Origin of the sequence: Streptomyces coeruleorubidus, from assembly GCF_028885415.1 — a bacterium.
Taxonomy (GTDB): domain Bacteria; phylum Actinomycetota; class Actinomycetes; order Streptomycetales; family Streptomycetaceae; genus Streptomyces; species Streptomyces coeruleorubidus_A.
The window spans coordinates 3770440-3785280 of the sequence record NZ_CP118527.1 but is presented as its reverse complement, the minus strand read 5'-3'; the positions used below and the strand labels follow the sequence as shown (position 1 = coordinate 3785280).

Genomic DNA, 14841 nt, shown 5'->3' with positions numbered 1-14841 from the left:
GCTCGCGTCCGTACGGCATGTGGAGCGACCGACTGGGGGAACCCCCGGACACCGGAGGTGGGCGTGCGCAAGGATTCCGTCGTGGCCAATGAACGTGCACCGAGGGCCCGACATCGCATGTCCCAGCCCTCGGAACCCGACGAGGAGCTGATGCGTGCGCTCTATCGCGAACACGCCGGACCCCTGCTTGCGTATGTCCTGCGCCTGGTCGCCGGAGACCGGCAGCGCGCCGAGGACGTCGTGCAGGAGACGCTCATCCGTGCCTGGAAGAACGCCGGACAGCTCAATCGAGCGACCGGATCGGTACGCCCCTGGCTGGTGACGGTCGCCCGGCGCATCGTCATCGACGGCCACCGCAGCCGGCAGGCCCGGCCGCAGGAGGTCGACCCGTCGCCGCTGGAGGTCATCCCCGCGGAGGACGAGATCGACAAGGCGCTGTGGCTGATGACTCTGTCGGACGCACTCGACGACCTGACCCCCGCCCACCGGGAGGTGCTCGTCGAGACGTACTTCAAGGGGCGTACCGTCAATGAGGCGGCCGAAACCCTGGGCATACCCAGCGGAACCGTCCGCTCCAGGGTCTTCTACGCCCTGCGTTCGATGAAGCTCGCACTGGAGGAGCGGGGGGTGACGGCGTGATGAGTGTTTACGGGGGAAACCAGGGATTCGGTACGGGAGGCATGGGTATGTCTGGACCCATGCAGGGATCTCCGGTGCCGAACGAGCACGAGACCGTCGGCGCCTACGCTCTCGGCATCCTCGACGACGCCGAAGCAACCGCTTTCGAAGCCCACCTGGCGACCTGTGAATGGTGCGCCCAGCAGCTCGACGAGCTGGCCGGCATGGAGCCCATGCTCGCCGCCCTCGCCGACCTGCCCGGCTCCGGCACGCCCGCGATCGGCGAGTCGCTGTCCGCGAAGCCCCGGCCGCGCCTGGTGGAGAAGCTGGTCGACGAGGTCGCCGACCGCCGCGCCCAGAAGCGCCGCCGCAGTTTCTACATGGTGGCCGCGGCCGGCGCGCTGATCATCGGCGGCCCCTTCGTCGCGGTCGCGACGAACGGCGGCGGTGACGGCGGCGGCGCGGAGAACCGCCCGCTCGCGGCGAGCCCCGCCAAGGAGGCCTTCGACGGCATCTCCGACAAGATCTCGGCCACCGACCCGAGCACCAAGGTCACCGCGACGGTCGCCCTCCAGAAGAAGGACTGGGGGACGGGCGTGGTCACGGAGCTGAAGAACGTCAAGGGCCCGCTCAAGTGCGCCCTCGTCGCGGTCGGCAAGAACGGCGAGCGGGAGACCCTGTCCTCCTGGTCCGTCCCGGAATGGGGCTACGGCCTGCCGGACGCCAAGTCCGAGAAGGCCAAGGAGCCGCTGTACGTCCAGGGCGGCGCCGCCTTCGAGCCGAACGAGATCGACCACTTCGAGGTAGTCACCTTCGACGGCAAGCGGCTGGTCGAGGTCGACGCGTAGCCTTACCGGGTCCCCTTCGCGTACGGTGGACGGCTGCCCAGCACGTCAGAAGGGGGCCCGGTGGCCGCTCAGGCTCAACAGGAAACCGCGCTCGACTCCCTGAGAGACAGAGAGATCGGCGTCGAACAGGAACACCTGGACCGGGTGTACCGGCGTCTCGAGGAGAAGATCCACGAGGCCGAGTTCCTCATGAACGACGCCGCCCAGCGCGGCCAGGTCGGCACGCCCGGCGCGCTCGCCGAGCGGGACGCCCAGGTCTTCCGGGCCGGCATACACCTCAGCCGGCTGAACAACGAGTTCGAGGACTTCCTCTTCGGCCGCATCGACCTGCTGCGCGGCAAGGACGGCAAGAAGGGCCCCGACGGCGCCTACACCGCCATGGAGCCCGCCGAGGGCGCGGTGCGGGAGGACAGCACCGCCGACATCGCCGAGACGCTGCACATCGGCCGCATCGGTGTCCTCGACCAGGACTACGCCCCGCTGGTCATCGACTGGCGGGCCCCGGCCGCCGCCCCCTTCTACCGGTCGACGCCCGTGGACCCCGGCCGGGTCGTCCGCCGCCGGGTCATCCGCTCCAAGGGACGCAAGGTGCTCGGCGTCGAGGACGACCTGATGCGCCCCGAGCTCACGGCCTACCTCGACGGCCACGAGCTGCCCGTCATCGGCGACGGTGCCCTGATGGCCGCGCTCGGCCAGGCCCGCAGCCACACCATGCGCGACATCGTCGCCTCCATCCAGGCCGAGCAGGACCTGGTCATCCGCGCCCCCGCCGCCTCCGTCACGTACGTCGAGGGCGGCCCCGGCACCGGCAAGACCGCCGTCGCCCTGCACCGCGCGGCCTACCTCCTCTACCAGGACCGCCGCCGGTACGCGGGCGGCATCCTGATCGTCTCGCCGACCCCGCTGCTCGTCGCCTACACCGAGGGCGTGCTGCCCTCCCTCGGCGAGGAGGGCCAGGTCGCCATCCGCGCCATCGGCTCCCTCGTCGACGGCGCCGAGGCCACGCTCTACGACTCGCCGGCCGTGGCCCGCGCCAAGGGCTCGTCCCGCATGCTCAAGGTGCTGCGCAAGGCCGCGCGCGGAGCCCTGGAGCTGAACGATTCACCGGCCCGGCTGCGGGTGGTCGCCTTCGGCCGCCGCCTGGAGCTGGAGGCCGAGCAGCTGGCGGGCATCCGCCGCACCGCCCTCGGCGGCACCGCCCCCGTGAACCTGCTGCGCCCCCGCGCCCGCAAGCTCCTGCTGGACGCCCTGTGGGAGCAGTCCGGCGCGGCCGGCCGGCACACCGACCCGGAGCTCGCCGCCGAGCTGCGCTCCTCCTTCGACGAGGACATCACCTCCGAGGACGCCTTCATCGAATTCCTCGACGCCTGGTGGCCCGAGCTGACCCCGGCGGCCGTCCTGGTCGCCATGGCCGACGAGCGGCGCCTCGGCCGCTGGGCCCGGCGGATCCTCAACCCCGGCGAGATCCGCAAGGTCGCCCGCTCCCTCAGGCGCGACGGCCACTCGGTGCACGACATCGCGATGCTCGACGAGCTCCAGGCCATCCTCGGCGCCCCGGCCCGCCCCCGGAAGAGGCGCGAACTCGACCCGCTCGACCAGCTCACCGGCCTGGAGGAGCTGATGCCGGTGCGTGAGGAGTCGCAGCGCGAACGGGCCGAGCGCCTCGCGCAGGAGCGCACCGAGTACGCGCACGTCATCGTCGACGAGGCCCAGGACCTCACGCCCATGCAGTGGCGCATGGTCGGCCGCCGCGGCCGGCACGCCACCTGGACGGTCGTCGGCGACCCGGCCCAGTCCTCCTGGTCCGACCCGGACGAGGCCGCCCAGGCCCGCGACGAGGCCCTCGGCACCCGTCCGCGCCGCCGCTTCGAGCTCACCGTGAACTATCGCAACCCGGCCGAGATCGCCGAGCTCGCCGCCAAGGTGCTGGCCCTGGCCATGCCCGGATCCCAGTCCCCGAAGGCGGTCCGCTCCACCGGCGTCGAGCCCCGCTTCACGGTCGTGGACGACACCTTGGCCGAGACCGTCCGCGCCGAGGCCGCCCGGCTGCTGGAGCGCGTCGACGGCACGGTCGGTGTGGTCGTCGCCATGCAGCGCCGCGAGGAGGCCCGGCGCTGGCTCGCCGGGCTCGGCGACCGGGTCGTGGCGCTCGGCAGCCTGGAGGCGAAGGGCCTGGAGTACGACGCGACGGTCGTGGTCTCCCCGGCGGAGATCGCCGACGAGTCCCCGGCCGGTCTGCGTGTGCTCTACGTCGCACTGACCCGGGCCACCCAGCAGCTCACCGTCGTCTCCGCCGATCGGGACGAGCCCGACGGGGCCTCAGTCCCGGACCTGCTCAGGGACTGAGGCCCGTTACCCAGTTGGCGGCGAAATGAACTCCCGGTACGGGAATGGCCTTACGGGATCTGTTTGTTAGCCTGGATGTGGCACCGGCTCGATCCAAGCCCCCGGGCCCAACCATCGTCGCTACGAGCGACCACTTGCCGCGAGGCGAGCATGGCGGGCCGGTGCCACCTAACTTCTGAAGAGACCCACGTCCCTAAGTGACGTGGGTCTCTTTTTGCTGGCCTGTTCCGCGAACAAAACGTTCGCAATTGAGGGTGGCTACCTGCTACTCAGCGGTAGGTGCGACGATCGGACGGCACAACTCAGCGTCAGGTGAAAGCAGAGGAAGTCGGCCATGGCAACGGCGCCCAGCGTCTCCTACTCGATGACGGTCCGGCTGGAGGTGCCCGCGAGCGGAACCGCCGTCTCGCAGCTCACCACCGCCGTGGAGTCCTCCGGAGGCTCGGTGACCGGCCTCGACGTCACCGCTTCCGGTCACGAGAAGCTCCGTATCGACGTCACCATCGCGGCCTCGTCGACCGCGCACGCGGACGAGATCGTCGAGGAACTGCGCGGCATCGAGGGCGTCACGCTGGGCAAGGTCTCGGACCGGACCTTCCTCATGCACCTCGGCGGCAAGATCGAGATGGCGTCGAAGCACCCCATCCGCAACCGTGACGACCTGTCCATGGTCTACACGCCGGGCGTCGCCCGCGTCTGCATGGCGATCGCCGAGAACCCCGAGGACGCCCGCCGCCTCACCATCAAGCGCAACTCCGTTGCGGTCGTGACGGACGGCTCCGCCGTGCTGGGCCTGGGCAACATCGGCCCGAAGGCCGCGCTGCCCGTCATGGAGGGCAAGGCGGCCCTCTTCAAGCGGTTCGCCGGCATCGACGCCTGGCCGATCTGCCTCGACACCCAGGACACCGACGCGATCGTCGAGATCGTCAAGGCGATCGCCCCGGGCTTCGCCGGCATCAACCTCGAGGACATCTCCGCCCCCCGCTGCTTCGAGATCGAGGCCCGGCTGCGTGAGGCCCTCGACATCCCCGTCTTCCACGACGACCAGCACGGCACCGCGATCGTCGTCCTCGCCGCCCTCACGAACGCCCTGCGTGTCACGGGCAAGGCGATCGAGAACATCCGCGTCGTCATGTCCGGCGCCGGCGCGGCCGGTACGGCCATCCTGAAACTGCTGCTGGCCGCGGGCGTCAAGAACGCCGTCGTCGCCGACATCCACGGCGTCGTGCACGCCGGCCGCGAGGACCTGGTGGACGCCGCCCCGGACTCGGCGCTGCGCTGGATCGCCGACAACACCAACCCCGAGGGCCTGGCCGGCACGCTCAAGGAGGCCGTGCGCGGCGCCGACGTCTTCATCGGCGTCTCGGCCCCGAACGTCCTCGACGGCGACGACGTGGCCGCCATGGCCGAGGGTGCCATCGTGTTCGCGCTCGCGAACCCGGACCCCGAGGTCGACCCGGCAATCGCCCGCCAGACCGCGGCCGTTGTGGCCACCGGCCGTTCCGACTTCCCGAACCAGATCAACAACGTGCTGGTCTTCCCGGGTGTCTTCCGCGGTCTGCTGGACGCGCAGTCCCGCACGGTCAACACCGAGATGATGCTGGCCGCCGCGACCGCCCTGGCGGACGTGGTGACCGAGGACGAGCTGAACCCGAACTACATCATCCCGAGTGTCTTCAACGACAAGGTCGCGGGCGCGGTCGCCGGGGCGGTGCGGGACGCCGCGAAGGCGGCCGGCGCGACGGCGGCGACCTCGCAGCCGTAGGGCGACAGCCCTGCCGACGGCTGTGAGGATTGCCACGACTGGCCTGGCAACGGCGCGTCGGGGAACCCCACCCCTTGGGCCGCCCTCTATCGTGTCGGCCAGGCTCAGGCCCTCTTTTCGTGTGACTCCCAAGGGTGTTCTCACGACTCCTGCGGGTGCCGGATTGGCTTTCCCGCCGCAGGTAGAGGCAGGATGCGTCCCTGGGCGCGAGGGTCTGACGACGGACCCGGGTCCGGGGACTCACACAGGACCCTGGCAGCATCGGCTTCGATCTGACGCCTCAACGGCAAGATGAACACGGGAGTAACAACATGAACCGCAGTGAGCTGGTGGCCGCGCTGGCCGACCGCGCCGAGGTGACCCGCAAGGACGCCGACGCCGTGCTGGCCGCGTTCGCCGACGTGGTCGGCGACATCGTCTCCAAGGGGGACGAGAAGGTCACCATCCCCGGCTTCCTGACCTTCGAGCGCACCCACCGTGCCGCTCGCACCGCCCGCAACCCGCAGACCGGCGAGCCCATCCAGATCCCGGCCGGCTACAGCGTGAAGGTCTCCGCGGGCTCCAAGCTCAAGGAAGCGGCCAAGGGTAAGTGACCTGGCTCTTCGTACGTCTCGGGACGACGTACGAGGCACAGTGACACCAAAGGGGCGGCCACCCGAACCGGGTGGCCGCCCCTTTGGGCATCATTGCGCGTGCTATCCGAGCGCCTTGCCCGGCAGCTCGACCTTCGCGCCCAGCTCCATGAGCTTCTCCATGAAGTTCTCGTAGCCCCGGTTGATGAGGCCGATGCCGTGGACGCGGGACGTGCCCTGGGCCGCCAGGGCCGCGATGAGGTACGAGAAGCCGCCGCGGAGGTCGGGGATGACCAGATCGGCGCCCTGGAGCTTGGTGGGGCCGGAGACGACGGCCGAGTGGAGGAAGTTGCGCTGGCCGAAGCGGCAGTTCGAGCCGCCCAGGCACTCGCGGTAGAGCTGGATGTGGGCGCCCATCTGGTTCAGGGCGGAGGTGAAGCCGAGGCGGGACTCGTAGACCGTCTCGTGGATGATGGACAGGCCCGTGGCCTGGGTCAGGGCCACCACCAGCGGCTGCTGCCAGTCGGTCTGGAAACCGGGGTGGACGTCCGTCTCCAGCGCGATGGACTTCAGCTGGCCGCCGGGGTGCCAGAAGCGGATGCCCTCGTCGTCGATCTCGAAGGCCCCGCCCACCTTCCGGAAGGTGTTCAGGAACGTCATCATCGAGCGCTGCTGGGCGCCACGGACGTATATGTTGCCCTCGGTCGCCAGCGCGGCGGACGCCCAGGACGCGGCCTCCAGGCGGTCGGACAGGGCGTGGTGGGTGTAGCCGCCGAGTTTGTCGACACCGGTGACGCGGATGGTCCGGTCGGTGTCCATCGCGATGATGGCGCCCATCTTCTGAAGGACGCAGATCAGGTCCTCGATCTCCGGCTCGACAGCCGCGTTCGAGAGCTCGGTGACACCCTCGGCGAGCACCGCCGTCAGCAGCACCTGCTCGGTCGCGCCCACGGACGGGTACGGCAGCCGGATCTTCGTACCCCGCAGCCGCTGCGGAGCCTCCAGGTACTGCCCGTCCGCCCGCTTCTCGATCCGCGCGCCGAACTGCCGCAGCACGTCGAAGTGGAAGTCGATGGGCCGGCCGCCGATGTCGCAGCCGCCGAGGCCCGGGATGAACGCGTGGCCGAGGCGGTGCAGAAGGGGGCCGCAGAAGAGGATCGGGATACGGCTCGAACCCGCATGGGCATCGATGTCAGCGACGTTCGCGCTCTCCACGCGCGTCGGGTCCATCACCAGTTCGCCGGGCGCGTCCCCCGGACGGACCGTCACGCCGTGCAGCTGCAACAGACCCCGCACGACCCGTACGTCACGGATGTCCGGAACATTGCGGAGCCGGCTCGGAGCGCTGCCCAGCAGCGCTGCCACCATGGCCTTCGGTACGAGGTTCTTCGCACCGCGGACACGGATCTCGCCCTCCAGCGGGGTTCCGCCGTGGACAAGCAGGACATCGTCGTTGACGGTCATGAATCTCGCGTTCCGTGGAGTCGGGCAGGGGCCAGGAGGGAAAGGGTAATCGCCCTCCACCCCCCTTCCGTAAGCCCGAGTCAGACCCAGCCACGTCATAGCTCTGTCACAACACGAACCGTTCCGTGCCGGGCACGTGGGGTCACGGTCACGTCCGTGCGCGACAAACGCACCAGTGCGCCCTGAGCTGCGTTCCCTCCCGTCCCCGCATTGCCTCCCCACAGGGAGGGAAGATGCGGGATCATGTCTGGCATGACCGAGGTGTCCTCGCTCACAGGGCGGCTGCTCGTGGCCACGCCCGCCCTGGCGGACCCGAACTTCGACCGCGCGGTCGTGCTGCTCCTCGACCACGACGAGGAGGGCTCTCTCGGTGTCGTCCTCAATCGCCCCACCCCGGTGGACGTGGGCGACATCCTGGAGGGCTGGGGGGATCTCGCCGGCGAACCCGGCGTGGTGTTCCAGGGCGGCCCGGTGTCGCTGGACTCGGCCCTCGGGGTCGCCGTCGTCCCCGGCGGCGAGTCCGGGGAGGCCGCACCGCTGGGCTGGCGCCGGGTGCACGGCGCGATCGGCCTGGTCGACCTGGAGGCCCCGCCGGAACTGCTGGCCTCCGCCCTCGGCTCGTTGCGGATCTTCGCCGGGTACGCCGGCTGGGGCCCGGGCCAGCTGGAGGACGAGCTGGTGGACGGCGCGTGGTACGTCGTCGAGTCGGAGCCCGGCGACGTCTCCTCGCCGTCCCCGGAGAGGCTCTGGCGCGAGGTGCTGCGCCGCCAGCGCAACGAGCTGGCGATGGTGGCGACGTACCCGGACGACCCTTCGCTCAACTGATGTCCGTCACCTTCAGTACCCTTGGGCCTATGAGCACTCTCGAGCCCGAGCGCGGGACTGGTACGGGGACCCTCGTAGAGCCGACGCCGCAGACCTCTCACGGTGACGGTGACCACGAGCGCTTCGCCCACTACGTCCAGAAGGACAAGATCATGGCGAGCGCCCTCGACGGCACCCCCGTCGTGGCGCTGTGCGGCAAGGTCTGGGTGCCGGGCCGCGACCCGAAGAAGTACCCGGTGTGTCCCATGTGCAAGGAGATCTACGAGTCCATGGGCTCCGGCGACGACGACAAGGGCAAGGGCGACAAGTAGGCCCGGCCCGCGCGGCGTAAAGCCCCCAGGGTGCGTTTTGCGCGCCCTGGGGGCTTTTGTGCTGTCCGGGCGTTGCGCAGGATGCGTCCGCCGGTCACAGAGTGGTTGAGACCTCTTGTGGGCGTGTTCATGCAGTCCCTAGCCTCCGAAGTGTTGTGCACAGCGAAACCTTCATTGCGCATGTTGCAACACTCCCTCGGAGGAGCACTCCATGAAGCTGTCCGTCCGATTTGCCGGCCTCACCGCGCTCGCCGCCCTCCTGGCCACCGCCTGCGCGCCCCAGACCGCCACGAACTCCTCCTCCGACAAGGACGAGAAGACCGGCACGCTGCGCGTGTGGCTCTTCCAGGAGGTCGGCAACACCCCCAAGGAGAAGGTCGTCGACTCGGTCGTCGCCGCCTTCGAGAAGGCCAACAAGGGCACCGAGGTCGACGTCGAGTACATCCCGATCGACACCCGCGCCCAGCGCGTCAAGGCCGCCTTCAACGACCCCGCCTCCGCTCCCGACGTGATGGAGTACGGCAACACCGACACGGCCGGCTATGTGAAGGACGGCGGACTCCTCGACGTCACCGAGGAGTTCGGCGACTGGAACGAGGCGAAGGACACCGACCCGACGGCGAAGCAGTCGGTGACGGTGGACGGCAAGATCTACGGCGCCCCCTTCTACGTCGGCGTCCGCGCGCTGTACTACCGCACGGACGTCTTCGAGGAACTCGGCCTGTCCGTCCCGAAGACGATGGCCGAACTGGCCTCCACCGCCCGCAAGATACGCGCCGCGCGGCCTGACCTCTACGGGCTCGTGGTCGGCGGCGCCTACACCTACGGCGCGATGCCGTTCGTCTGGGCGGGCGGCGGCGAACTCGCGAGCGGCAAGGGCGGTTCGTACGCCTCCGGCATCGACAGCCCCCAGGCGCAGAAGGGCATCAAGGCGTACACGTCCCTCTTCGGCGACGACAACTGTCCGGCCGCCAAGTGCGCGGGCATGGGCGGCAACGACACGATCTCCGCCTTCGCCGCGGGCAAGGCCGGGATGGCGATCGGCGGCGACTTCAGCCACACCGCCGTCGAGGCCGGGAAGGTCAAGGGCAAATACGCCGTCGTCCCGCTGCCGGGGGTGAAATCCGGCTCGATCGCACCGGCCTTCGCGGGCGGCAACAACATCGGCGTCCTGAAGAGCACGTCCCACCGCACGCTCGCGGTCCAGCTGATGGAGCAGCTCGCCTCCAAGAAGACCCAGACCGAACTCTTCGACGCGATGGGCTTCCTGCCGACCTTCACGGACGTCCGCCAGCAGGTCGCGCAGGAGGAGCCGTTCGTGAAGCCCTTCGTCCAGACCCTCTCCGCCGGCACCAAGTTCGTCCCCGCCTCGCCCGCCTGGTCCCAGATCGACTCCTCGCTCGTCCTGCCGACGATGTTCCAGGAGATCATCGCCGGCAGGAAGAGCGTGGCCGCCGCGTCCGAGGCCGCCGCGAAGAAGATGAACACCGCGTTCGGCTCCGCGGGGTGAGGCCGGTGAACGACCGGAGGGAATCGGTGGGGGCCGACCGGGCGGGGGCCGACTTGGCGGGGAGTGATCCGGCCGGGGAGGACGTGACCGGGAGTGGGTCGGGGGCGGGTGGTCCGGTGGGGGGCGTGGGTGGTTCGGCTGGGGCTGGCGTGTCCGGGAGTGATGCGGAGGTGGCCCATCGGGCTGAGGTTGGCCCGGTGGGGGCCGTGGGGGATTCGGCTGGGGCTGGCGTGTCCGGGAGTGATGCGGAGGTGGCCCATCGGGCTGAGGTTGGCCCGGTGGGGGCCGTGGGGGATTCGGCTGGGGCTGGCGTGTCCGGGAGTGATGCGGAGGTGGCTCACCGGGCTGAGGTTGGCCCGGTGGGGGCCGTGGGTGGTTCGGCTGGGGCCGGTCTGACCGGCACCGACTCGGCGGTCGCCGACCCGGCCGGGGCCGACCCGGCTGGGGGTGACCCGGCTGGGGGTGACCCCGTGGAGGTCGGCCTGGCCGGGACCGACCCGGCTGAGGTTGAGCGGACGGGAGCGGCTGCGGCGGAAGCCGGCTTGGCCGGCAGTGGTGCGGTGGGAGCCGTCCCGGCCGCGCCCGCTGCCGCGGGAAGCGATCCCGCCCGGAGTGCCCCGGCAGGAGTGGTCCGGGCCGGGCGGGCCCCCGCACCAGTAGCCCCGGCCGGGAGTGCCCCCGCACGAGTAGCCCCGGCCGGGAGTGCCCCCGCACAAGTCGCTCCGGCCGGGAGTGCCCCCGCACAAGTCGCTCCGGCCGGGAGTGCCCCCGCACAAGTCGCTCCGGCCGGTGTTGCCCGGGCGGGAACCCCACGTGGCCTGACCGGTAGCAGTCCCGCGTCCGCTCCTGGGAACGTCACCGCCCCGGTCGCGACCCCGGCCGGGGCGGGCGGGGACGGTTCCGGCGAGGTCCGCGCCGGGTACGGCGGCGGTTCGCCGGGGCGGCGGGCTGCGGCCAAGGACGCCCGCGGGACGGGGGAGCGGCGGGCTGTGGCCGGCAGGTCTGCGTTCGTGTCCGGTGGGTGGACGCCCTGGCTGTATCTCGCGCCCGCGCTCGTCGTGCTCGGCGGGCTGCTCGTGTACCCCATTTACCAGCTCGGCCTGATCTCGTTCTTCCAGTACACGCAGGCGCAGGTCAGTGGCGGGGAGCCGACCAGCTTCGAGGGGTTCGCGAACTACGCCGAGTTGTTCGGGGATCCGCAGTTCTGGCAAGTGCTGCTCGCCACCGTGCTGTTCGCGGCGGCCTGTGTCGTCTCCACGCTCGCGGTCGGCTGTGCCCTCGCCGTGCTGCTCACGCGCGTACGGGCCGTACCGAGGCTGGCGTTGATGCTGGCCGCCATGGGCGCCTGGGCGACCCCGGCGGTGACCGGCTCCACGGTGTGGCTGTTCCTGTTCGACCCGGACTTCGGGCCGGTGAACCGGATGCTGGGTCTCGGTGACCACTCGTGGACGTACGGGCGTCTCAGCGCCTTCTTCCTCGTGCTGCTCGAAGTGGTGTGGTGCTCCTTCCCGTTCGTGATGGTGACCGTGTACGCGGGTATTCGCGCCGTCCCGGCCGAGGTGCTGGAGGCCGCCTCCCTCGACGGCGCCTCGCAATGGCGCATCTGGCGATCCGTACTCGCCCCGATCCTCCGGCCGATCCTGGTCGTCGTCACCATCCAGTCCATCATCTGGGACTTCAAGGTCTTCACCCAGATCTACGTCATGACGGGCGGCGGCGGCATCGCAGGCCAGAACCTGGTCCTGAACGTCTACGCCTACCAACAGGCGTTCGCGTCGTCGCAGTACAGCCTCGGCTCCGCGATCGGCGTCGTGATGCTGCTGATCCTGCTCGCCGTCACGCTGGTGTACCTGCGGCTGCTGCGCCGGCAGGGGGAGGAACTGTGAATCTGCTTCGCGTTCGTGTGCGCCGCCCGGGGCGGCTGGCCGCCGAGGCCTCGGCCCTGCTGATCGCCGTCGTCGTCGCCTTCCCCCTCTACTGGATGGTGCTCAGCGCCTTCAAACCGGCCGGGGAGATCGAGTCGAGCGAGCCCAGGCCGTGGACTCTCGCGCCTTCTCCGGACTCCTTCCGGCGCGTCTTCGGGCAGCAGGAATTCGGCCGTTACTTCCTCAACAGCCTCGTCGTCGCGTGCTGTGTGGTGATCGCCTCCGCGCTCATCGCGTTTCTCGCCGCGACCGCCGTGACACGATTCCGCTTCCGCCTCCGGACCACCTTGCTGATCATGTTTCTGGTGGCCCAGATGGTGCCCGTGGAGGCACTGACGATCCCCCTCTTCTTCCTCATGCGGGACTTCGGCCAGCTGAACACCCTGGGCTCGCTGATCCTGCCCCACATCGCCTTCTCGCTGCCCTTCGCGATCTGGATGCTGCGGGGGTTCGTGAAAGCCGTTCCGGAGGCGCTGGAGGAGGCCGCCTACCTCGACGGGGCGAGCCGGGCGCGATTCCTGTGGCAGATCCTTTTCCCGCTCGTCCTGCCGGGGCTCGTGGCCACCAGCGTGTTTTCCTTCATCTCCGCCTGGAACGACTTCCTCTTCGCCAAGTCGTTCATCATCAGTGACACTTCCCAGTCGACACTGCCGATGGCGCTGCTGGTCTTCTACAAGCCCGACGACCCGGACTGGGGCGGCGTCATGGCCGCCTCCACGGTGATGACGATTCCGGTCCTGGTCTTCTTCGTACTCGTACAGCGCCGCCTGGTCTCCGGACTGGGCGGAGCGGTGAAGGACTGACGTGACGACTTTTCCGACGGATGTCGTGCCGGCACCCCTGAGTACCGAGACCGGGGACGGGCCCGGCTTCCGCCTCGACGCGGACACCGGGATCGAGGCGGACCCCGGCAGCGAGCCGGTCGCGCGGTGGCTGCGCGCGACCGTGGGCGCGGCGACCGGACTGCCGCTGCCCCCGCACACCGGCGGCATGAACCGGGTCCAACTGCGAATCCTGCCGGCTCTCGCCGGGGAACTCGGCGGGCCCGAGGCGTACCGCCTCACCGTCGACGGCGACCGTGCCGTCCTCGACGGGGCGAGCCGGGCGGGCCTGTTCCGGGGCGCCCAGACCTTCCGTCAGCTGCTCGGCCCCGAGGCATTTCGCCGCGCGCCGGTGACCCGTGGGCAGACGTGGGAAGTGCCCGCCGTCACCATCCACGATGCACCCCGATTCCGCTGGCGCGGCATCATGCTCGACGTCGCCCGGCACTTCATGCCCAAGGAAGGCGTCCTGCGCTATCTCGATCTGATGGCGGCGCACAAACTCAACGTCTTCCACTTCCATCTGACGGACGACCAGGGCTGGCGCATCCAGATCGAGCGGCATCCCCGGCTGACCGAGATCGGCTCCTGGCGGGCGCGGACCAAAATCGGCCACCGGGCCTCGCCGCTGTGGGAGGAGAAGCCGCACGGCGGCTACTACACCCAGGACGACATCCGGGAGATCGTCTCCTACGCCGCCGAGCGGCATATCACCGTCGTCCCCGAAATCGATGTGCCCGGCCACTCGCAGGCCGCCATCGCCGCGTACCCGGAACTCGGCAACACCGACGTCATCGACACGTCCGCCCTCTCCGTCTGGGACACCTGGGGAATCAACCCGAACGTACTCGCCCCCACTGACAACACCCTGCGCTTCTACGAGGGCGTCTTCGAGGAAGTACTGGAGTTGTTCCCGTCGGAGTTCGTCCACGTCGGCGGCGACGAATGCCCCAAGGACCAGTGGCGGCGGTCCGCGACCGCCCAGGCGCGCATCAGGGAACTCGGCCTCGCGGACGAGGACGAGCTGCAGTCCTGGTTCATCGGGCACTTCGACGCGTGGCTCTCCGCGCGCGGGCGCCGGCTGATCGGCTGGGACGAGATTCTGGAGGGCGGGCCGGCGCAGGGCGCGGCCGTGTCCTCCTGGCGCGGCTACGCCGGAGGCATCGCCGCCGCCCGGGCCGGCCACGACGTCGTCATGTGCCCCGAGCAGCAGGTGTACCTGGACCACCGTCAGGCCCCGGGCCCCGACGAGCCGGTACCGATCGGGTGGGTGCGCACCCTGGAGGACGTCTACCGGTTCGAACCCGTGCCGCCGGAGTTGACGCCCGAGGAGGCCCGGCACGTGCTCGGCACCCAGGCCAACGTGTGGACCGAGGTGATGGAGGACCACGCGCGCGTGGACTATCAGACGTTCCCCCGGCTCGCGGCCTTCGCCGAGGTCGCCTGGAGCGCCCTGCCCGCCCCGGCGGAACGGGACTTCGCCGGCTTCGAGCGCCGTATGGCCGCCCACTACCGGCGGCTCGACGCCCTCGGTGTCGCCTACCGGCCACCCGTCGGCCCGCAGCCCTGGCAGCGGCGCCCCGGGGTGCTGGGCCGCCCGATCGACGGCCCGCCGCCCAGCCGGTAGCACCGGCAGTCGCTACCGAACAGCTCGAACAGGCCACAGAAAATGCGCACAAGGGTCACCGAAAGTGCCAATCCGTATGCACAGGTGAACCCGTGCGAAAACGGACCATCTCCCCGGTGAGGTGGGCGAATGCCTCCTAGCGGACCCGTGTCCTCGGCTCTCGCCAAGATGTGCCAGAGTTGCCACGTCCGCCCTGTCAGCACGTACCG

Annotated in this window: 12 protein-coding genes; 11 read left to right on the top strand and 1 reads right to left on the bottom strand. The window is 70.2% G+C overall.

The features are described from left to right. Positions 1–117 precede the first annotated feature (117 nt). From PV963_RS17530 to PV963_RS17510, 5 genes are all read left to right on the top strand, one after another. The gene (locus tag PV963_RS17530) at positions 118–639 is read left to right on the top strand and encodes a sigma-70 family RNA polymerase sigma factor (protein ID WP_010039908.1); all 522 of its coding nucleotides are present in this window, start codon (positions 118–120) and stop codon (positions 637–639) included. A 47-nt stretch (positions 640–686) separates the two neighbouring features. After that, positions 687–1466 carry an anti-sigma factor family protein gene (locus tag PV963_RS17525; protein WP_274816674.1) on the top strand — a complete coding sequence of 260 codons (780 nt, stop codon included), beginning with the start codon at positions 687–689 and terminating at the stop codon, positions 1464–1466. 60 nt (positions 1467–1526) lie between these two features. Beyond that, entirely contained in the window at positions 1527–3812 is a 2286-nt protein-coding gene (locus PV963_RS17520; RefSeq protein WP_274816673.1) for a HelD family protein, read from the top strand. 334 nt (positions 3813–4146) lie between these two features. Continuing rightward, positions 4147–5577, top strand: a complete 1431-nt coding sequence (locus PV963_RS17515; RefSeq protein WP_274816672.1) for an NAD-dependent malic enzyme — start codon at positions 4147–4149, stop codon at positions 5575–5577. A gap of 311 nt (positions 5578–5888) precedes the next feature. Beyond that, positions 5889–6170: an HU family DNA-binding protein gene (locus PV963_RS17510; RefSeq protein ID WP_003990598.1), complete on the top strand. Its 282-nt coding sequence runs from the start codon at positions 5889–5891 to the stop codon at positions 6168–6170. A 102-nt stretch (positions 6171–6272) separates the two neighbouring features. On the opposite strand, the gene murA is transcribed toward PV963_RS17510, so the two are convergent. Beyond that, positions 6273–7613, bottom strand: coding sequence for a UDP-N-acetylglucosamine 1-carboxyvinyltransferase (gene murA / locus PV963_RS17505; RefSeq protein WP_274816671.1), 1341 nt, complete (start codon positions 7611–7613; stop codon positions 6273–6275). A 252-nt stretch (positions 7614–7865) separates the two neighbouring features. Here murA and PV963_RS17500 point away from each other — a divergent pair, with 252 nt between their 5' ends. The 6 genes from PV963_RS17500 (at position 7866) to PV963_RS17475 (ending at position 14632) form a co-directional block, all read left to right on the top strand. Continuing rightward, on the top strand, positions 7866–8438 hold the full coding sequence (locus PV963_RS17500; RefSeq protein WP_274816670.1) for a YqgE/AlgH family protein: 573 nt from the start codon (positions 7866–7868) through the stop codon (positions 8436–8438). Between the two features lie 29 nt (positions 8439–8467). Continuing rightward, a complete protein-coding gene (locus tag PV963_RS17495; protein ID WP_010039914.1) occupies positions 8468–8749 on the top strand; it encodes a DUF3039 domain-containing protein in 282 nt (93 codons plus the stop codon). A gap of 211 nt (positions 8750–8960) precedes the next feature. Continuing rightward, positions 8961–10259 carry an extracellular solute-binding protein gene (locus PV963_RS17490; protein WP_274816669.1) on the top strand — a complete coding sequence of 433 codons (1299 nt, stop codon included), beginning with the start codon at positions 8961–8963 and terminating at the stop codon, positions 10257–10259. A 989-nt stretch (positions 10260–11248) separates the two neighbouring features. Continuing rightward, positions 11249–12145, top strand: a complete 897-nt coding sequence (locus PV963_RS17485; protein WP_274816668.1) for a carbohydrate ABC transporter permease — start codon at positions 11249–11251, stop codon at positions 12143–12145. Beyond that, positions 12142–12987 (top strand): carbohydrate ABC transporter permease, encoded by an 846-nt coding sequence (locus tag PV963_RS17480; protein ID WP_274816667.1) that lies wholly within the window; start codon positions 12142–12144, stop codon positions 12985–12987. Before PV963_RS17485 ends, PV963_RS17480 begins: the two co-directional genes overlap by 4 nt. Position 12988: 1 nt before the next feature. Next, positions 12989–14632, top strand: a complete 1644-nt coding sequence (locus tag PV963_RS17475) for a beta-N-acetylhexosaminidase (RefSeq protein ID WP_425540911.1) — start codon at positions 12989–12991, stop codon at positions 14630–14632. Positions 14633–14841: the final 209 nt, after the last annotated feature.